Source organism: Streptomyces diversicolor, from assembly GCF_057537855.1.
The window spans coordinates 87005-105572 of record NZ_BAAJXA010000004.1; the positions used below are offsets into that span (position 1 = coordinate 87005).

Genomic DNA, 18568 nt, shown 5'->3' on the forward strand with positions numbered 1-18568 from the left:
TGCCGCACCCACGGCCCCGCCGGCGCCGGGGGCCGCGCGTGTGTTCCACGGCGTGCGGGGCACCCACTGCGGTGTCGCGCGTTGTCCTGCGCCGGAGCCGTGCCGAAGGGCTTCGTGGTGCGGGCGGGTCAGGGATGCAGCAGGGTCTTGATCATGCCGTCCTCCTTGGCCTGGAACATCGCGTATGCCTTCGGGGCGTCCTCCAGCGGCATGTCGTGCGTCTTGAAGGTGTCGACGCCGAGCGGATCCTCGTCCGTGAGCAGCGGCAGGATGTCGTCCACCCACCGCCGGACGTTCGCCTGGCCCATGCGGACCTGGATCTGCTTGTCGAACATCGTCATCAGCGGCATGGGGCTGACCGCTCCGCCGTAGACACCGGACACGGAGATCGTGCCGCCCCTGCGGACGAGGTCGATGGCGGTGTGCAGCGCGCCGAGCCGGTCCACGCCCGCCTTCTCCATGAGCGGCTGGGCCACGCCGTCGGGCAGGTGGCCCACGAACCACTGGGCGGCCTTGGCGAACGGGGCGCCGTGGGCCTCCATCCCGACGGCGTCGACGACGGCGTCGGTTCCCCGTCCGTCGGTGAGGTCCCGCACCGCCCTGCCCAGGTCCTTGCCGCTGTCCCGGACGTCCAGGCAGGTGACCCCGTGGGCCCGGGCGCGTGCCAGGCGTTCGTCGACCAGGTCGATCCCGATGACCAGCCGGGCTCCCCGGTGCTGGGCGATCCGGGCGGCCATGTCGCCGATCGGCCCGAGCCCGAGCACGGTCACCGTCCCGCCCGGCGGGATGTCGGCGTACTCGACCGCCTGCCAGGCGGTGGGCAGCACATCGGACAGATACACATACCGGTCGTCGGGCGTGCCGTGGGGCACCTTGACGGGCAGCCGGTTCCCGAACGGCACGCGCAGGAACTCGGCCTGCCCGCCCGGCACCTGCCCGTACAGCTTCGTGTAGCCGAACAGCGAGGCGCCGGTGCCGTACTCGTGGACCTGGGTGGTCTCGCACTGCGAATGCAGGCCCTGGTCGCACATGAAACAGTCACAGCACGAGACGTTGAACGGAACCACCACGCGGTCGCCGGGGGCGAGGGCGTGCACCTCGGGTCCGACGTCCGCCACGATCCCCATCGGTTCGTGGCCGAGGATGTCACCGTGCTCCAGGAACGGCCCGAACAGTTCGTACAGGTGCAGATCGGAGCCGCAGATGCCGGAGGACGTGACCCTGACGACGATGTCGTCCGGCTTCTCGATCGTCGGATCCGGGACGGTCTCCACCCGTACGTCTCGCAGTCCCTGCCAGGTCAGTGCGCGCATCGTCTCGACTCCTCCGCTCACGGCTGTACCCGGTCGGCCACGGCGGGCCGTCCGCGGTACTCCGAGTCCCCTGCCCGCGGGTTCCGACACGCGCGTGCCGGGTACGCGCACGGCGGTGCTCGTTTCGGCCCGGGACCGTGGGTCGCTCGTCACGTTCCCCGCCGGGCAGGTGCGCGGGCGGTTCCCGGCGCGCGTGCGGCGGGCGGCCGTGCCAGGCTCGAAGCAGGGCCGCGGCGAAGGCGGGACAGGCCGAGGAGCGGGTGCCCTGATCGAGGAGGGCGAGCCATGACCCACAGCGATGTCGGCGGGACACATCGGCCGGAGCGGGACGCGGTGCACGGCAACCAGCTGTTCGGTCCCCAGCCGGACGTGGCGGGCGCCTCCGGGTACCCCGACGCCCCGCCGCGCATGGGCTTCTTCACGGACACCTCCGTGTGCATCGGCTGCAAGGCGTGCGAAGTGGCCTGCAAGGAGTGGAACGCCGTCCCGGAGGACGGCCTGGAGCTGACGGGCATGTCCTACGACAACACCCAGGGGCTCGGCGCCGACACCTGGCGCCATGTGGCCTTCATCGAGCAGCGCACACCGGTGCGCGCCGGCTCCGGCGACGGGCACGGGAACGCCGATGCCGCCGATGCCGTCGGTGCCCTCGATGTCTTCGACGCCGCCCGCGGCCTCGGTGCGGCGGCCCCGGCGGCCGGCACCGCGGCCGAGGACGGCCCCGGCGGGCAGATCTCCCCGGTGTCCCCCGACGGCCGCACGGAGTTGCGCTGGCTGATGTCCTCGGACGTGTGCAAGCACTGCACCCATGCCGCCTGCCTGGACGTGTGCCCCACCGGATCGCTGTTCCGCACCGAGTTCGGCACGGTCGTCGTCCAGGAGGACATCTGCAACGGCTGCGGCTACTGCATACCGGCCTGCCCCTACGGGGTCATCGACCAGCGCCGGGGCGACGGGCGCGCCTGGAAGTGCACCCTGTGCTACGACCGGCTCGGGACCGGCCTCGAACCGGCCTGCGCCAAGGCGTGCCCGACCGAGTCGATCCAGTTCGGCCCCCTGGACGAGTTGCGGGAACGGGCGGCGAACCGGGTGGCACAGCTGCACGCGTCCGGGGTCACCGGGGCCCGGCTGTACGGGGAGAGCCCCGACGACGGGGTGGGCGGGGACGGCGCGTTCTTCCTGCTGCTGGACGAGCCGGAGGTCTACGGCCTGCCGCCCGACCCGGTCGTCACCACCCGGGACCTCGCGGACATGTGGCGGCACGCGGCCGTCGCCGCCGTCTCGCTCGCCGCGCTCGCCGTCGCCAGTTTCGCAAGGAGGCCACGATGACCGGATCCGCTGGGCCGCGCCGCGGGAAGCGGGACGCCGAGGCCGGCCGGACGGCCGCCGCCACGGAGCCCAGCAGGCGCCGCCGACGCCGCCGCGGGCGCGGCGAGCAGGCCATGGTGCCCGAGGCCCGGTTCTCCTCGTACTACGGCAGGCCGGTCCTGAAGAAACCGGTCTGGGCACCGCTCGACATCGCGGGATACCTCTACCTCGGCGGGCTCTCCGGTGCCTCGTCGCTGCTGGCCGCGGGCGGACAGGCCACCGGGCGTCCCGCGCTGGCCAGGTCGGCGAAGCTGGCCGCGGCGGGCGCCATCTCGCTGTCCCTGGTCGCGCTGGTCCACGACCTGGGCCGGCCGGAGCGATTCCTCAACATGCTGCGCGTCTTCAAGCCGACCTCGCCGATGAGCCTCGGGTCCTGGCTGCTGGCCGGATACGTCCCGCTGACCATGACCGCGGCGGCCGCGGATCTCGCGGGCCGCTGCCGGCTCGTCGGCTCCGCCGCGACGGGGGCCGCGGCGCTGCTCGGCCCGGCGGTCACGACGTACACCGCCGTGCTGATCGCGGACACGGCGGTGCCGTCCTGGCACGAGGGCCGTCGCGAGCTGCCGTTCGTCTTCGCCGGTTCCGGCGCCACCGCGGCGGCCGGGCTCGCACTGGCCGCCGCCCCCGTCGCGCAGACGGGCCCCGCGCGCCGGCTGGCGCTGCTCGGGGCGGCCCTGGAACTGGGCGCGTACCAGGCGATGAAGCGGCGCATGGGCCTTGCGGCCGAACCCTACGAGCAGGGTGGGCCGCGGGCGCTGATGCGGTCGGCGGAGATCCTCACGGCGGGCGGCGCGGCGCTCGCCGGAAGCGCGGGACTGCGGCACAGCCGGCCGCTGGCCGCGGCGGCCGGGGCCGCCCTGCTGACCGGCTCGGCCGCCCTGCGCCTCGGTGTGTTCCACGCCGGGGTGGCCTCCGCCGAGGACCCGAAGTACACGGTCGTGCCCCAGCGCGAGCGCCTGCGGGCCCGCACCGGCTGACGGAGGTGCACGCATGGTCACGGGAGACATCGCACCGGGTGGGTACCCGCTGAGCGAAGATGCCGTCACCGCCGTACCGCGGGACAATCGACCGGGGAACAGGTGGGAGCGGCCGGAAGACGCCGGGGCCGCGCGGGTCGCCGACCGCGCGGCAGGCGGGCGGGAGGTCTGACTGATGGGTGTGCGCACCTGGATCGACTCGTGGCCGGTCTACCGCCAGCTCAGGGGCACCGACCCGCTGGGCCGCGGAGCCGCGGCCAAGAGCGCGCGCAGCGCCCGGCTCGCCCCGCGCACCGCGAGCGCGGAGCGGGTGGTGAAGTCGGTGTGCCCGTACTGCGCGGTGGGCTGCGGCCAGAACGTCTACGTCGAGGGCGGGCGGGTCACCCAGATCGAGGGCGACCCCGACTCCCCCGTCTCCCGCGGCCGGCTGTGCCCCAAGGGCTCGGCGAGCCTCCAGCTGACCACCGGTGACGCCCGCGAGCACTACGTGCTGTACCGGCGTCCGCACGGCACCGGATGGGAACGGCTCGGCCTCGACCGGGCGATGGACATGATCGCCGACCGGGTGATCGAGGCACGGCGGGCCGGCTGGCAGTGGGAGGTCGAGCAGACCCGCACCCGGCGCACCCTCGGCTTCGCGAGCCTGGGCGGCGCCACGCTCGACAACGAAGAGAACTACCTGATCAAGAAGTTGTTCACCGCGCTCGGCGCCATCCAGATCGAGAACCAGGCGCGCGTTTGACACTCCTCCACCGTTCCCAGTCTGGGAACCTCGTTCGGACGCGGCGGCGCGACCACCTTCCAGCAGGACCTGCAGAACTCGGACTGCATCGTCATCCAGGGCTCGAACATGGCCGAGTGCCATCCGGTCGGCTTCCAGTGGGTGATGGAGGCCAAGGCCCGCGGCGCGAAGGTGATCCACGTCGACCCGCGCTTCACCCGCACCAGCGCGCTGGCCGACCTGCATGTGCCGCTGCGCGCGGGCACGGACATCGTCTTCCTCGGCGGGATCATCAACTACGTCCTGGAGAACGACAAGTACTTCCGTGACTATGTGGTGGCGTACACCAACGCGCCCACCGTGCTGCGGGAGGACTTCCGGGACACGGAGGACCTGGACGGCGTCTTCTCCGGCCTGGACCCGGACAACCGCCGATATGACAACAGCAGTTGGCAGTACGAAGGCATGCAGGTGCAGGCGGCGTCCGGCCAACGCGACCGCTGGTACGACGAGCGCACCAGAGGCGGCAGGTCGCTGACCGAGGCCGCGCGCGGCGAGGTCCACGGCTCCGGCGGCGCGGACATCGGCGTGGGCGAGCCGGAGCGGGACGAGACACTGAGCCACCCGCGCTGCGTGTTCCAGGTGCTCAAGCGGCACTACGCCCGCTACACACCGCGGATGGTGGAACAGATCTGCGGGGTGCCGCAGGACCTGTTCCGGCAGGTGTGCGACCTGGTCACGGACAACTCGGGCCGGGACCGCACGACGGCCTTCGCCTACGCGGTCGGCTGGACCCAGCACACGGTGGGCGTGCAGTACATCCGCGCGGCCTCCATCCTCCAGCAGCTCCTCGGCAACATCGGCCGGCCCGGCGGCGGCATCCTCGCCCTGCGCGGCCACGCCTCCATCCAGGGGTCGACGGACATCCCCACCCTGTTCGACCTGCTGCCCGGCTACATCCCGATGCCGCACGCGCACCTGAACCAGGATCTGGACGCCTTCGTCGAGGCGGACTCGGCACGCAAGGGCTACTGGGGCGACATGCGCTCCTACCTGGTGAGCCTGCTCAAGGCGTACTGGGGCGATGCCGCGCGGGCCGACAACGACTTCTGCTTCGACTACCTGCCGCGCCTGACCGGCTCCCACTCCACCTACGAGACGACCATGGCCCAGCTGGAGGGCACCTGCAAGGGCTACTTCCTGTACGGCGAGAACCCGGCGGTCGGCAGCGCCAACGCCAAACTCCAGCGCCTCGGCATGGCCAACCTGGACTGGCTGGTGGTCCGGGACTTCTCGCTGATCGAGTCGGCCACCTGGTGGAAGGACGGGCCGGAGATCGAGACGGGCGAGCTGCGCACCGAGGACATCCGCACCGAGGTGTTCTTCCTGCCGGCCGCCGCGCACACCGAGAAGGACGGCAGCTTCACCAACACCCAGCGCATGCTGCAATGGCACCACCAGGCGGTCGAGCCGCCCGGCGAGGCCCGCAGCGACCTGTGGTTCACCTACCACCTGGGACGGCTGATCCGGCGCAAGCTCGCCGGCTCCACCGACCCGATGGACCGTCCCGTGCTGGATCTGGCCTGGGACTACCCCACGAAGGGCGCGCCGGCCGAACCGGACGCGGAGGCCGTCCTCGCCGAGATCAACGGCCGCGACGCCGACGGCCACCCGCTCTCCTCCTACCTCCAGCTCAAGGACGACGGCTCCACCCTGTGCGGCTGCTGGATCTACTGCGGGGTGTACGCCGACGGGATCAACCAGGCGGCCCGTCGCAAGCCGGGCGCGGAGCAGAACTGGGTGGCGGGCGAGTGGGCGTGGGCCTGGCCGGCCAACCGCCGCATCCTGTACAACCGGGCCTCGGCCGACCCGGACGGCAGGCCGTGGAGCGAGCGCAAGGCGCTGGTGTGGTGGGACGCGGAGCAGGGCCGGTGGGTGGGCCACGACGTCCCCGACTTCCCGCAGGGCAGGTCGCCGCACTACCAGGCGCCGCCGGACGCGACCGGCGCCGACGCCCTGTCGGGCACCGACCCGTTCATCATGCAGGCCGACGGCAAGGCATGGCTGTACGCGCCCTCGGGGCTCACCGACGGTCCCCTGCCCGTGCACTACGAGCCGCAGGACTCCCCGTTCCGGAACCTGCTGTACGGCCGGCAGCGCAATCCGGTACGGCATCTGATGCCGCCGCTGCCGGACAACCGCTACCAGCCGAGCGCCGACGAACCGGGCACGCAGGTGTTCCCGTACGTCGCCACCACCTACCGGCTCACCGAACACCACACGGCGGGCGGCATGTCCCGCTGGCTGCCCTATCTGGCGGAGCTGCAACCGGAGTTCTTCTGCGAGGTCTCCCCGCAGCTGGCCGCCGAGCGCGGACTCGCCCACACCGGCTGGGCGACGATCGTCAGCGCCCGCAACGTCATCGAGGCCCGGGTGCTGATCACCGACCGGATACCGCCGCTGACCGTGCAGGGGCGGACCCTGCATCAGATCGGGCTGCCCTACCACTGGGGTCCCAACGGCTACAGCACGGGCGACGCCGCCAACGAACTGCTGCATCTGTCCCTCGACCCCAACACCCACATCCAGGAGGCCAAGGCGATCGCCGTCGACATCCGGCCCGGACGGCGCCCCCGGGGCCCGGCGGCCGTCGAGCTGGTGCGCGCCTACCGGGCTCGGGCCGGCATCGACGACCGTACGGGCACGCAGATGTGAGGGCGCCGCACTCCTTCGCAGCCCACCTCGTGGTCCGCCGTCACCGGAGCACCACGGAGTGCGGTCCGCACGGCACGAGTTCCCCGATCACCGGCGCCCCCGGCACCTCGCCGGCGACCAGGAGCCCGCCGGAGGTCTGGGCGTCGGCCAGCAGGATCCGTGTGTCCTCGTCGGTCGTGCCGAAGTCCGTGACGGGTGCCACCCACGCCAGGTTGCGCCGGGTGCCGCCGCTGACATATCCGTCCCGTACGGCCTGGCGTGCGCCGTCGAGGTAGGGCACGGCGGCCGTGTCGATCACCGCGGTCACCCGCGAGGCCCGGGCCAGCTTGTGCAGATGGCCCAGCAGTCCGAAACCGGTGACGTCGGTGGCGCAGACCGCCCCGGCCGCCAGGGCCGCGGCCGACGCGTCCCGGTTGAGGGCCGCCATCGTGGCGACGGCCTGCTCGAACCGTTCCCCGGTGGCCTTGTGCCGGTTGTTGAGCACGCCGAGGCCGAGGGGTTTGGTCAGCGACAGCGGCATGCCGGGCCGGCCGGTGTCGTTGCGCAGCAGCCGTGCCGGGTCGGCCAGTCCGGTGACGGCCATGCCGTACTTGGGTTCGGGGTCGTCGACGCTGTGGCCGCCGCCGACGTGGCAGCCGGCCTCGGTGGCGACCTGGAGCCCGCCGCGCAGCACCTCGCGGGCCAGCTCGAACGGCAGCACGTCACGCGGCCAGGCCAGGAGGTTGACGGCGACGACGGGCCTGCCGCCCATCGCGTACACATCGGACAGGGCGTTGGCCGCGGCGATGCGTCCCCAGTCGTAGGGGTCGTCGACGACCGGCGTGAAGAAGTCAGCGGTGGACACCACGGCCTGTGCGGGGCCGCTCTGCGCGGGCAGCGCGACGACCGCGGCGTCGTCCCCGGTGGCGAGGCCGACCAGGAGGGGCGTGTCGACGGCCGATGCCGGCAGCGGTGCCGCAAGGGCGCCGAGGACGTCCTCCAGCTCACCGGGCGGGATCTTGCAGGCGCAGCCGCCGCCGTGGGCGTACTGCGTGAGTCGTACGGACGCTTGGCGGGTCGTGGTCATCGCGGTCTCCTGCGCGCGTAGCCTTGGGGGTCGGTGGAGGCGTGTGGGTGCCTGGTGGCCCTCCCGGTCTTCAAAACCGAGGTGCCCGAGGATCTCGGGCAGGCGGGTTCGATTCCCGTCCGCCTCCGCTTGCGGTGCCGGTCCGGCAGCGCCGCCGCCGGTCGTCGATGCGCTCCGTGTACCCCTGTGCGTCCAGGTGCTCCAGCAGCGGCACGGCGACCCGCCGGGTGGTGCCGAGGGCCTGCCGGGCCTCGCTCAGCGTGAACGGCTGGGGCAGCCGGGCGAGCACCGCGGCGGCCCGCGCGTCCGCGCCGGGCAGCAGCACGATCCCGTCGGCGACCCGCAGCAGCGCGCCCGCGGCGACCGCGGCGGCCACCGCCTTGCCGGTCAGGCCCAGTTCGGTGAGGCGGTCGGCCTCGGGCGCGCGAAACGGTGCCGTCGTAAGCTCCCGCCCCACGGCGTCGACGGCCGCGCGAACGGCGGGCGGCAGGACGGGCCCGGGGCTTTCGCCGCGGTACAGCCTGCCCTGACGGCGGGTGAGCGGCGGGCCGCCGGGCGCGTCGGCCAGGGCGTCCACCAGTGACCGGTCGGGCAGGCCGAGCAGATGCCCGGCCGCCTGTGTGGGCAGGCCCGGCTCCAGGGGGTGCGCTCGCGCGTACCGGTCCACCTCCGCGGTCAGGCGTTCGCGCAGTGCGGTCCAGTGCGCCGGGTCGGCGAGCCAGTCCCCGGCGACCGGCGAGGCCGGCGCCGGTACGCCCATGGCGAGCAGTTCCGGGCGCCGGATCAGCCGGCGGCGGCGCAGTTCGGCCGGCCCGTCCGGGACGCCGGTCATGGCGGCCAGTTGCTCCGCGCGGGCCCGGCCCGCGCCCCGCCGGGTCAGTGGCGGCGGGCGGACGTCCAGGACGGTCACCGCGCACGGCATGCGGCGGCCTCCCGGTTCGCGCAGCACCGCACGGTCGCCGACGCGCAGCGGCAGGCCGCGGTCCAGGGTGAGCCGTGCGGTGTCGGTGCCGAGCGGGCGGACGGCGGCCGGGACGGCGGCGGTGCCGATGTGCAGGGTGACCCTCCTCGGCAGGCCGTCGACCGGTTCGCCGGTGACCCGCACGTCGATGAGGTGGGTGAGCAGCCAGCGCTCCGGTGCCAGCAGTACCTGACCGCGGCGCAGCGCTCCGGCCGCCGGGCCGTGCACGTTGACCGCGACCCGGGCCACCCCGCTGACGACGGAGCGTTCCTCGTTCAGCGTCTGCAGACCGCGCACGCGCAGCGTGGCGCCCTCGTCGCCCGTCACCAGCCGGTCGCCCGCCCTCAGGGTGCCGGCCCCGAGCGTGCCGGTCACCACCGTGCCGTGCCCGCGCACCGTGAAGGCCCGGTCCAGCCACAGCCGTACGTCCGCGTCGGCGGGCGGGACCGGGAGCGCGGCAACCGACCGGGCCAGTACCGCGCGCAGTTCGTCGAGTCCGGCGCCGGTGACCGAGCTGACCGCGACGGACGGTACGGCGCCCAGCGAGGTGGCCGCCATCCGCTCCAGCGCGGCGGCGCGGGCCGGGCCGGGGTCGGCCAGGTCGCTGCGGGTCACGGCGAGGACCGCGTGGCGCACACCGAGCGCGTCGAGGATCGCCAGATGCTCCTCGGACTGGGCCTGCCAGCCCTGGTCGGCGGCCACCACGAACAGCACCGCGGGCACCGGCCCTGCCCCGGCGAGCATGGTCGGCACGAACTTCTCGTGACCGGGCACGTCCACGAAGGCGACCTGTTCCCCGTCCGGGACGAGCCGTGTCCACACGAACCCGAGGTCGAGGGTCAGCCCTCTGCGCCGCTCCTCCTCGAAGCGGTCGGGTTCCATGCCGGTCAGCGCCCGCACCAGGGCGGACTTGCCGTGGTCGACATGGCCGGCGGTGGCCAGAACGCGCATGCCGGCTACCTTTCCGCGGCCGACCGGACCGCCGCGGCCAGCCGTTCGTCGTCCTCGGGCGGCACCGCGCGCAGATCGAGCAGGCAGCGCCCCGCCTCCAGCCGTCCGACGACCGGAGTGGGTCCGGCGCGCAGCGCGGCGGCGAACGGCTCCGGCAGGGACAGCGCGGCACTGGGCAGGGTCACTCCGGGCGCGCCGCCGCCACCGACCGTCGCCGCGCTCGGCACGGACCGGACGTCGATGCCGTGTGCGCCGAGGAGGCGGGCGAGCCGGTCGGCGCGGGCGCTGAGCGCGGCCGGGTCGGCCGAAAGCGCCTCGGCGGTCGGGGTCGGCGGTCCGGTGAGCGTGGCCTGAAGGGCGGCCAGCGTCAGCTTGTCCACGCGCAGGGCGCGGGCCAGCGGGTGCCGGGCCAGGGTGCGGACCAGTCCCGCCTCGCCGAGGACGAGGCCGCACTGGGGTCCGCCGAGCAGTTTGTCCCCGCTGGCGGTCACCAGCGAGGCGCCGGCCCGCAGGTGCGTCTCGGCGTCGGGTTCGTCGGGCAGCAGCGGGTGGGGGGCGAGCAGCCCTGAGCCGATGTCGACGACCACCGGCACGCCCAGCGCGGCCAGTTCCCGGGCGCCGGCGCCGCTCGTGAAGCCGGTGATGCGGAAGTTCGAGGGGTGCACCTTGAGCACGAAGCCGGTGCCGGGTCCGATCGCCGCGGCGTAGTCGGCGGCGGTCGTGCGGTTGGTGGTGCCGACCTCGTGCAGCCGGGCCCCGGTGGACTCCAGGAGGTCCGGGAGCCGGAAACCGTCCCCGATCTCCACCATCTCGCCGCGGCTGATGACGATCTCCTTGCCTGCGGCGAGCGCGGTGGCGGCCAGTACCAGGGCGGCGGCGCCGTTGTTGACGACGTGCGCCGCCGCGGCGGACGGCACCCGCTCGCGCAGCGCCCCGAGCGCCGTGCGCCCGCGCCGGGCCCGTACGCCGGTGGCCAGGTCGAGTTCCACGTCGGTGGGGCCCGCTGCCTCCGCCACGGCCCGGCGTGCCGCCGCCGACAGGCTCGCCCGGCCGAGGTTGGTGTGCAGCAGGACCCCGGTGGCGTTGATCACCGTGCGCAGTCCGCCCGCCGTCCGCGGCAGCAGCGCGACGGCCGTGTCGGCGGTCCGCTCCGGCGGGACACGGCCGGTGCGGGCACGCTCCTGTGCCTCGCGTACCGCGGCCTTGACGACGGACGCGCCCAGCCGACGGGCCGCCTCGGTCAGCCGCGGTTCCCGCAGGAGGGCGTCGGTGCGGGGGATCCTGCGCCGTACGTCCTCGGGCGGACCGCCGGTCCCCCCTTCGGGCGCGGGCGTCGCGGCCCGTGCCTTCCCGGCTTCCTCCGATGCGACCTGCGGCTCCACCCGGTCCTGCCTCTCCGCCCGCCTCCGACCGTCCGAGATGTCCTGCGCGACGTCCATCGTCCCCCAGTGCCCCGGGCGGTGCGCTCGACACGCCGCGGCCGACCGCACCGCGTCGCCACCGGTGCGGCGCGCCCGCCGGCGCGGGTCAGGCGGGCGGTGGCCCGTTGCCGTCCTCGCCGGGTGCCGGCGAGGACTGTGCGGGCTCGTCCACGACGTGCACGGCTGCCTCCTCGGCGGATGCCGCGCCACCGGCGACACCGGTCTCCTCCGCCACGGTGTCGTCCGCCGCCCCGGCCCCCCGGGACGCTTCGCCGGCCGCGGTCAGCCGCCCGGCGCGCCTGTCACCGGCCTCCGTGTCGACGCGCTCGCCGCTGCCGCCCGGAAGGTCCCCGATCCCGTCGCCCGGCGGCGGCCCCACATCGGGTCGTTCGGCCCGCAGGCGCTCGTCCAAGGACTCCCGCTCGCGTTGCTCCGCGGCCGTGGTGCCGCGGCTGTGTGCCGCGAGCGGCTTCTCGGGCGGCGAGTACCCCTCGTCGATCGCGGGGTCGACGCCGCGCTCGTCCAGGCTGTCCTCGGGGTCCAGCACCCCGGCGTCGTCCTGGACCTCGGACCGGTCCGGCTGGTACACCTCGTCGCCCATGTGCTCGTACTCGCCCTGCTCGTCGGACATGCGTGCTCCTCGCGCGGTCGGATCGGGTCCGGCGTGTGACCGCGGCGCGCGCACCGGACGGTGCCGTGGCCGCCGGCATGGCCCCCGGAAGTCCTCGCGCCCGGGTTTCCGGTTGCCGGACCCGTGAAACCCGTCAGCACGAGCCCGGGACCCGCGGTCCGACTTCGTCCACGTTGCGAGGCGTCATGAGTTCCACGACGACCAGGAAGAACTCCAGCGACCGCACGGAGAAGGCGGTCGTACGGGCCCTGCTCGACCGGCAGCAATCGACCTACCTCGACCAGGCGGGCATCCGGTTGCGGAACACGCCCGGTCCGCTCTACCAGGCGCTCGTCCTCGCCGTGCTGCTGAGCGCCCGCATCAAGGCGGACATCGCGGTGGCCGCCGCGCGGGCGCGGTTCGAGGCGGGCATGCGCACCCCGCGCGCGATGGCGAAGGCGTCCTGGCAGCAGCGTGTCGACGCGCTCGGCGAGGGCGGATACCGGCGCTACGACGAGCGCACGGCCACCATGCTGGGCGACGGCGCGGACCTGCTGCTGGAGCGGTACGGCGGTGATCTGCGCAGGCTGCGTGAGCGGGACGACCCGAGGGACGCGCTCCAGGAGGTTCCCGGACTCGGGCCCACGGGTGCCGACATCTTCCTGCGCGCCGTGCAGACGGTGTGGCCCGAGTTCGCGCCCTATGTCGACAAGAAGGCGCTGGACGGCGCCAGGCGGCTGGGGCTGCCCGCCTCGCCCGAACACCTCGCGAGCCTGGTGAGCAGGCGCGAACTGGCTCGCTTCACCGACGGACTGGTCCACGCGGCGCTGGACAAGCCGCTCGCCGACGACGTCCTCGCCGAGGCGAAGGCCGCGTAGCGGCACCGGGCCGTCCGCCCCGAGGAGACGAAGGACCGAGGCCATGAACGCCAAGCACGCGCACCGCGCCACGGGTTCGCACCGCGTCCGCAGGGTCGCGCCGAGGCCCGGGGCGCCGCCGGCGGGGCCGGCCGGCGGGAACGACGGGTCGGCGGCCCACCCGGTGGAGGGCATCGCCGTACCGGAGGACACCGCCATGGCGCCCGGCGCCTCGCCGCCCGCCGAGTCCGGGGTGTCCGGGCTGGCCGCCCCGGAACGCGAGGCGCTGCGCCGGGGTTGGTCGCTCGCGCCGCTCATCGTCATCGGGATCGTCGTCCTGCTCGTCGCCATCGGCCTGGTGGCCATGGCGGTCGTCCTGGCGACGACCTGACGCGTCGCACGCCACCGGAAACCCGGACCCCCAGAGTCCCGTGTCCGACGCCCTGAGCCCGGAACCCGACGCCTTGAGCCCGGGTTTGGTCTCGCCCGTGCTGGCTACGCGGCAGGGGACAGCACACGGCCCAGGCGGGATGCGGGATGCGGGAGGCGGAGCTCGATATGACACGGCGGATTCGCGAGGTGATGACCCCCGACCCGGTCACCGTGGAACCGATGACCTCGGTGGAACGGGCCGCCGCGGCGATGCGCGAGCGCGATGTCGGCGACGTCCTGGTGGCCTACGACTGCGATCTGTTCGGTGTCCTCACCGACCGCGACATCGTGGTCCGCGCCCTTGCGGCCGGCCTCGACCCGCACACCACGACCGTCGGCGACCTGTGCACCCGGCCGCCCCTGGCCACCGTGACCCCCGAGGACACCACCGGCCACGCGGCCGAGCTGATGCGTGAGCACGCCGTGCGCCGGCTGCCCGTCGTGGAACGCGGCGGCTGCCCGGTCGGCATGGTCACACTGGGCGACCTGGCCGCGGGCGACGACCCGCGGTCCGCGCTCGCGGACATCAGCAGGGCCCGGCCGAACCGCTGAACAGGCAGCAGGAGCACGAGCCGTGAGCCCCGTTCACCGAGGAGGACGACCATGAGCCCCGAACCTCCCGGGCACCCCGAACCGCCGGCGCCGCGGTCGCGCTCCGGCACCATCGGCCGGCACGCTCCGCGCACCGGCGACGAACCGGTCACCGCGCGGAGCCCCCTGCGGCTGCGGCGACTGCTGAGCGGGATCTTCCTGCCGGTGTTCGTGGCGGCGGCCGTCCTCTTCGCGCTGTGGGCGCGGGTCTCCGGCCCCGGGAACAGCCCGCACCGCGCCGTGCTGATCACGATCGCCGCCCTCTGCGCGATCATCGCCTTCCTCGCCGTCCTGGACCTCGTGGTGGTGGTCCGCCGGCTGCGCCGCGAGCGGGGCGCCGGACGCTGACGACGGACGCTGACGACGCCGGTCCGGGGGCCGGTCGGGAAAGCCACGCCGGTCGGGAAAGCCACCAGGGTTCGGGGCCGGGCCCGCCGGTCCGTGGGGCCGCCCGGGTTCGGGTCGGCGTCGTCAGCCGGCCATCGGGCCGGGCGTGGTGGTGCGTGGTCCGCGGGTCCGGTGCAGACGCGCCGTCCTGCGCCGGTGGTGGGTGGCTCCGCCGGCCACGATGGCCAGGCCCAGGCAGAACAGCAGGGCCAGTGCAAGACCGGAGCAGAAGATGCCGAGCGGGCCGAGGGTGGCGATGTGCTGGCCGAGGATGGACACCGCGTAGTCCGGACCGCCCGACAGATTGCCGAGGATCGCCAGGGCGGTGAAGGCGCCCGTCGCCACGAGGAGGAGCAGTCCGAGGAACACCATCTGATTCATCTCCTCAGGAAGTCGTTCTGAGGAGGCGAGTACCTGCAATGCGGCGGATCTACACCAGGTCGTCCAGACGCCGTTGCGCGGTGCTCAGCGAGCGCCGGCAGCGGCCGAGTCCCTTCCACGGGTCGCCGTACCTGTCCAGGCGCTCGGGGAGCGTGCGCAGGGTCCATCGCCGCGGGCCGAGTCCGGGATCGTCGAGTTCGTCCCAGTGCAACGGGGTCGCGACCGGGGCGTGCGGGCGGGCGCGTACGGCGTAGGGGGCGACCGAGGTCTGGGCGTAGGCGTTGCGCTGGGTGTCCAGATAGAGCCGGCCGCGGCGCTTGTTCTTGCGGGCCTCGGTGGTCAGCCGGTCGGCGTGGCGTTCCGCGAGCAGGTCGGCCACCCGCCTGGCGAAGCGCCGGGCGGTGTCGAAGTCGGTGCGCCGGTCGAGCAGGACGACCAGGTGCATGCCGCGCGATCCGGTGGTCATCAGCGCCGGACGCAGCCCGAGTTCGGTGAGCAGGTCCCCCAGCGTGCGGGCGCTCCAGCGCACGGCCGCGAAGCCGGCCCCGTCCTCGCCGTCCTCGCCGTCCTCGCTGTCCTCTGGAGGATCGAGATCGAAGACCAGCCGGTCCGGGCAGTCCAGGCGGTCCGCCGTGCTCAGCCAGGGGTGCGGTGTGATGCACGCCTGGTTGGCGAGGTAGGCCAGGGTGGCCGTGTCGTCGCAGACCGCCATGGTGAGGCTGCCGCCCTCCTTGGGCACCCGTACGGTGCGGATCCACTCCGGGAAGTAGTCGGGTACGTCCTTGTGGTAGAAGGACTTGCCCCGGTATCCGTCCGGGTAGCGCTCCATCACCAGGGGCCGCTCCCGCAGCTGGGCGAGCATCGGGCGGGCCACGGTCCGGTAGTAGTCGATCAGCTCGGCCTTGGTGATCCCGTCGTCCGGGAAGAGTTCCTTGTCGAGATGGGTCACCGGCACCCGCCGGTCGCCCACCCGGATCTCGTCCTTCGCGGTCGCCCTGGCACTCATCGGCCTCTCCTCGCCTTCTGTCCGTGCCGTCGTCCTCCAGCCGTTCCTCCCGGGGGACGGTCGCGACCGCCGAGTGCCCGCCGGGCGCGCCGGCATGCGGGCCTGCTCACACGACGTGACCGCGGACCGGCCGTGGCGCTCGCCGGCTCAGCTCACCTCGGCCCCCTTCGAGGCGGCCTCGGCCTCCGTCCTCGCCCGGCCGGTGACCAGCGTGCCGCCCGCGTTCTCCAGGTGGGCCCGCACAAACCACTGGAACTGTTCCAGATCCCGCAGCTGCTCGATCAGCAGGTCCTCCGTGGCGACGTCGACCTGCCCGGCCTCCTTGATCGCGGCCCGCACACCTTCGATCACTCCGGTGTACACGAGGTCGAGCGCGCCGAGATGAGCGATGGCGTCGGCCCGGCCGATGGAGTAGTCGTCCCAGGTGCGCTCCGCGACCAGCGCCCCCGGCGTGCCCTGGGCGACGCCGCCGAGCGCAGCGATCCGCTCGGCCACGTCGTCGGCCATCTCCCGCACCCGGTCCACCTGCGGGTCGAGCATCTCGTGGACCGCGATGAAGTGGGGTCCGACGACGTTCCAGTGCACGTGCTTGAGCGTCAGATGCAGATCGTTGAGCGTGTGCAGCCGGAGCCGGAGCAGACCGATCAGCCGGCCGGCCGCCTCGCGTCCGATGCCGGGGACCGTGTACTTCGGGGTCGGTTCCTGCGTCATGGTTCACCTCGGTTCTCTTCGGCAGCGTGGTGGTACGCACCGACTCTGTTGCCCCGGTTCCGCCGTCTCAGACCCGCGGATCCCGGGCCCGGACCGATGCCGGGGGCCGCGTGGCGGCCGCGGGCGGGCCGGGCGTGGCGCCCCCGGCCCTCGTCAGAACTGGCACGGCCCGGCGAGAAGGTCGATGATTGACACAGGGATAGAAGGTGACTGATCACGAACGACCGTGAGCGGAAAGAGGCGCCCGCCCCGTCGTCCGGGGAATCCGCCCCGGAACGGGTGTCGGCTCCCGACGCGATGAAAGGCGCGACCGAGCAACTGGCACAGTTGCTGGGGCGGGCCCCGGTGTCGGTTTCGGCGCTGCGGCCGACCGATGGGGGCTGGGAAGCCCAGGTCGAGGTCGTGGAGCTGGAGCGCGTACCGGACACGAGCAGCGTGATGGCCAGCTATCAGGTCGTTCTCGACCCCGCGGGCAGGCTGATGGCGTACGAGCGCACCCGCCGCTACACCCGCGCACAGGTCGACAGAGAAGGCCGTCGCTAGGGATGTCTTGAGACGACAGGACATCCGCTGGGCGCGGCATCCCCTTCGTGTGAAGGGAACAGACTGTGACTGTTGTGCCGCAGGGCAACGCCGGCGCGGCCGCCGGGCCGTCCGGAGGTTCGGGAAACCTGTACGACGTGCTGGAACTGGTCCTGGACCGGGGCCTTGTCATCGACGCGTTCGCCCGGGTGTCCCTCGTGGGCATCGAAATCGTCAAGGTCGACGCACGGGTGGTCGTGGCCAGCGTCGACACGTATCTGCGCTTCGCCGAGGCCGCCAACCGGCTGGATCTGGAGGCGGGCCGCAAGGCCCCCGCTCAGCTGACCGACGTCGTCGAGAGCGCTTCCGAGGGCGGCGCCCACGGCAAGAGCAAGGGGGCGCTGACCGGTGCCGTCGAGGCGTTCACCGAGTCGTTCCAGAAGGGCCGCTCGGACGAGGACGAGAAGCGGCCCGAGCATGCCGAGCGCGGCTCGGGCCGCCGTTCTTCCAGGGAGCGGGAGGAGTGAGCGAGCCGATGTCCGTGTATGTGTACGGGATTACCGAGGACTCGCATCCGCTGGACCTGAACAGCCTCAAGGGCGTGGGCGAATCACCCGGTGAGCTGCACGTGGTGAGCGGCGGGTCGTTGCGCGCGGTCGTCAGTGAGGCCCCCGGGGATCTGGCGGTCACCCGCCGGGACCTGGCGGCACACTACGAAGTCCTCGACCGTCTGTGGGAGGACGGCACGGTCCTTCCGCTGAGCTTCGGGTTCGTCGCCCAGGACGAGGACGCCGTACGCGCCGTGCTGGAAGAGGGTGCCGAGCGGTACGCGCAGCGCCTCCACGAGTTCGCCGGACGGGCGGAGTTCAACGTCAAGGGCGTCCAGGACGAGGACTCGCTGCTGCGTGACATCCTCGCGACGTCCGAGCAGGCCCGTGCGCTGAACGAGGCGACCCGCGAGGGCGGCGGGACCTACGAGGACCGGGTGGCGCTCGGGGAGTTGGTGGCCCAGGAGGTGCAGCGGCGGCAGGACGCGCTCGCCGCCGAGGTGCTTGAGGCCCTGCGGCCGCTCGCGGCGTCCGAACGGCTCGCGGAGCCGTCCCAGCAGTACTTCGTCAGCGTGTCCTACCTGGTGGACCACGAGCGGTCCGAGGAGTTCACGCGTACCGCCGGGGAGTTGGCCGAACGGTACGGCGAGGGCGTCGAACTGCGGGTACGCGGGCCGCTGCCGCCGTACAGCTTCGCCTGACCCCCGCCGTCCTGATCCTTCCTGATCCTTGAGGAGTCGGTATGGGACTGGTCACCGAGATCCTGGTGCTGCCCGCCGCGCCCGTGCGGGGCATCTGGTGGGTGCTGGACAAGGTCGTCCGTGCCGCCGAGGACGAGTACTACGACCCCGCTCCGGTGCAGGAGGAGCTGGTGAAGCTGGAGCAGGCGCGCACCGAGGGCCGTATCGACGAGGAGGACTTCGCGCGGCGCGAGGGGGAACTGATGCGCCGCCTGGAGGAGATCAGGGCCTTCCAGCTGCGCAGCGGCGGGCAGGGCGGTCTGTGAGGCGTGGGCAAGGAAAGAAGACAC

General features: G+C 73.4%; 18 protein-coding genes, 1 tRNA gene and 1 pseudogene. 12 read left to right on the forward strand and 8 right to left on the reverse strand.

The window, feature by feature from the left end; genetic code table 11:
* Positions 1–128: 128 nt before the first annotated feature.
* Positions 129–1313 carry an alcohol dehydrogenase catalytic domain-containing protein gene (locus AC27LF_RS05845; protein WP_479662563.1) on the reverse strand — a complete coding sequence of 395 codons (1185 nt, stop codon included), beginning with the start codon at positions 1311–1313 and terminating at the stop codon, positions 129–131.
* A gap of 285 nt (positions 1314–1598) precedes the next feature.
* Between AC27LF_RS05845 and AC27LF_RS05850 the strand changes: the two genes are divergently transcribed.
* From AC27LF_RS05850 to fdh, 3 genes are all read left to right on the forward strand, one after another.
* Positions 1599–2642, forward strand: a complete 1044-nt coding sequence (locus AC27LF_RS05850) for a 4Fe-4S dicluster domain-containing protein (protein WP_479662562.1) — start codon at positions 1599–1601, stop codon at positions 2640–2642.
* Positions 2639–3658 carry an NrfD/PsrC family molybdoenzyme membrane anchor subunit gene (gene nrfD / locus AC27LF_RS05855; RefSeq protein WP_479662561.1) on the forward strand — a complete coding sequence of 340 codons (1020 nt, stop codon included), beginning with the start codon at positions 2639–2641 and terminating at the stop codon, positions 3656–3658. The genes AC27LF_RS05850 and nrfD overlap by 4 nt, the downstream gene beginning before the upstream one ends.
* A gap of 175 nt (positions 3659–3833) precedes the next feature.
* Positions 3834–7094, forward strand: coding sequence for a formate dehydrogenase (gene fdh / locus AC27LF_RS05860; protein WP_479662560.1), 3261 nt, complete (start codon positions 3834–3836; stop codon positions 7092–7094).
* Positions 7095–7134: 40 nt separating this feature from the next.
* Here the strand turns inward: fdh and selD are convergent, their stop codons facing one another.
* Entirely contained in the window at positions 7135–8160 is a 1026-nt protein-coding gene (selD, locus tag AC27LF_RS05865; RefSeq protein WP_479662559.1) for a selenide, water dikinase SelD, read from the reverse strand.
* 35 nt (positions 8161–8195) lie between these two features.
* Here selD and AC27LF_RS05870 point away from each other — a divergent pair.
* Positions 8196–8289, forward strand: a tRNA-Sec gene (locus tag AC27LF_RS05870).
* Between the two features lie 82 nt (positions 8290–8371).
* Here AC27LF_RS05870 and AC27LF_RS05875 read toward each other — a convergent pair.
* The 3 genes and pseudogenes from AC27LF_RS05875 to AC27LF_RS05885 all read right to left on the reverse strand — a co-directional run.
* A pseudogene (locus AC27LF_RS05875) lies at positions 8372–10072 on the reverse strand (GTP-binding protein); the annotation flags it as partial.
* Positions 10073–10077: 5 nt separating this feature from the next.
* A complete protein-coding gene (gene selA, locus AC27LF_RS05880) occupies positions 10078–11511 on the reverse strand; it encodes an L-seryl-tRNA(Sec) selenium transferase (RefSeq protein WP_479662558.1) in 1434 nt (477 codons plus the stop codon).
* A gap of 88 nt (positions 11512–11599) precedes the next feature.
* Positions 11600–12124, reverse strand: a complete 525-nt coding sequence (locus AC27LF_RS05885; RefSeq protein ID WP_479662557.1) for a DUF5709 domain-containing protein — start codon at positions 12122–12124, stop codon at positions 11600–11602.
* Positions 12125–12309: 185 nt separating this feature from the next.
* On the opposite strand from AC27LF_RS05885, the gene AC27LF_RS05890 reads away from it, so the two are divergent.
* The 4 genes from AC27LF_RS05890 (at position 12310) to AC27LF_RS05905 (ending at position 14331) form a co-directional block, all read left to right on the forward strand.
* Positions 12310–12981 (forward strand): HhH-GDP family DNA glycosylase, encoded by a 672-nt coding sequence (locus AC27LF_RS05890; protein WP_479662556.1) that lies wholly within the window; start codon positions 12310–12312, stop codon positions 12979–12981.
* A gap of 43 nt (positions 12982–13024) precedes the next feature.
* A complete protein-coding gene (locus AC27LF_RS05895) occupies positions 13025–13351 on the forward strand; it encodes a DUF6480 family protein (protein WP_479662555.1) in 327 nt (108 codons plus the stop codon).
* A gap of 167 nt (positions 13352–13518) precedes the next feature.
* Positions 13519–13944, forward strand: a complete 426-nt coding sequence (locus AC27LF_RS05900; protein WP_479662554.1) for a CBS domain-containing protein — start codon at positions 13519–13521, stop codon at positions 13942–13944.
* 51 nt (positions 13945–13995) lie between these two features.
* Complete coding sequence (locus tag AC27LF_RS05905) at positions 13996–14331, forward strand: DUF6343 family protein (protein ID WP_479662553.1); 336 nt, start codon at positions 13996–13998, stop codon at positions 14329–14331.
* A gap of 123 nt (positions 14332–14454) precedes the next feature.
* Here AC27LF_RS05905 and AC27LF_RS05910 read toward each other — a convergent pair whose 3' ends face one another.
* From AC27LF_RS05910 to AC27LF_RS05920, 3 genes are all read right to left on the reverse strand, one after another.
* Positions 14455–14751, reverse strand: a complete 297-nt coding sequence (locus AC27LF_RS05910) for a hypothetical protein (RefSeq protein WP_479662552.1) — start codon at positions 14749–14751, stop codon at positions 14455–14457.
* A 49-nt stretch (positions 14752–14800) separates the two neighbouring features.
* Positions 14801–15757 (reverse strand): non-homologous end-joining DNA ligase, encoded by a 957-nt coding sequence (gene ligD, locus AC27LF_RS05915; RefSeq protein WP_479662551.1) that lies wholly within the window; start codon positions 15755–15757, stop codon positions 14801–14803.
* A gap of 147 nt (positions 15758–15904) precedes the next feature.
* A complete protein-coding gene (locus AC27LF_RS05920) occupies positions 15905–16468 on the reverse strand; it encodes a Dps family protein (RefSeq protein WP_479662550.1) in 564 nt (187 codons plus the stop codon).
* Between the two features lie 213 nt (positions 16469–16681).
* Here AC27LF_RS05920 and AC27LF_RS05925 point away from each other — a divergent pair, with 213 nt between their 5' ends.
* The 4 genes from AC27LF_RS05925 to AC27LF_RS05940 all read left to right on the forward strand — a co-directional run bounded on the left by AC27LF_RS05925 (position 16682) and on the right by AC27LF_RS05940 (position 18544).
* Entirely contained in the window at positions 16682–17011 is a 330-nt protein-coding gene (locus AC27LF_RS05925) for a gas vesicle protein GvpO (protein WP_487227786.1), read from the forward strand.
* Positions 17012–17076: 65 nt separating this feature from the next.
* Positions 17077–17517, forward strand: coding sequence for a gas vesicle protein GvpJ (gene gvpJ, locus AC27LF_RS05930; RefSeq protein WP_479662549.1), 441 nt, complete (start codon positions 17077–17079; stop codon positions 17515–17517).
* Positions 17514–18239: a GvpL/GvpF family gas vesicle protein gene (locus AC27LF_RS05935; RefSeq protein ID WP_479662548.1), complete on the forward strand. Its 726-nt coding sequence runs from the start codon at positions 17514–17516 to the stop codon at positions 18237–18239. Before gvpJ ends, AC27LF_RS05935 begins: the two co-directional genes overlap by 4 nt.
* 41 nt (positions 18240–18280) lie before the next feature.
* On the forward strand, positions 18281–18544 hold the full coding sequence (locus AC27LF_RS05940) for a gas vesicle protein GvpG (protein WP_404022703.1): 264 nt from the start codon (positions 18281–18283) through the stop codon (positions 18542–18544).
* The last annotated feature ends 24 nt before the right edge of the window (positions 18545–18568 follow it).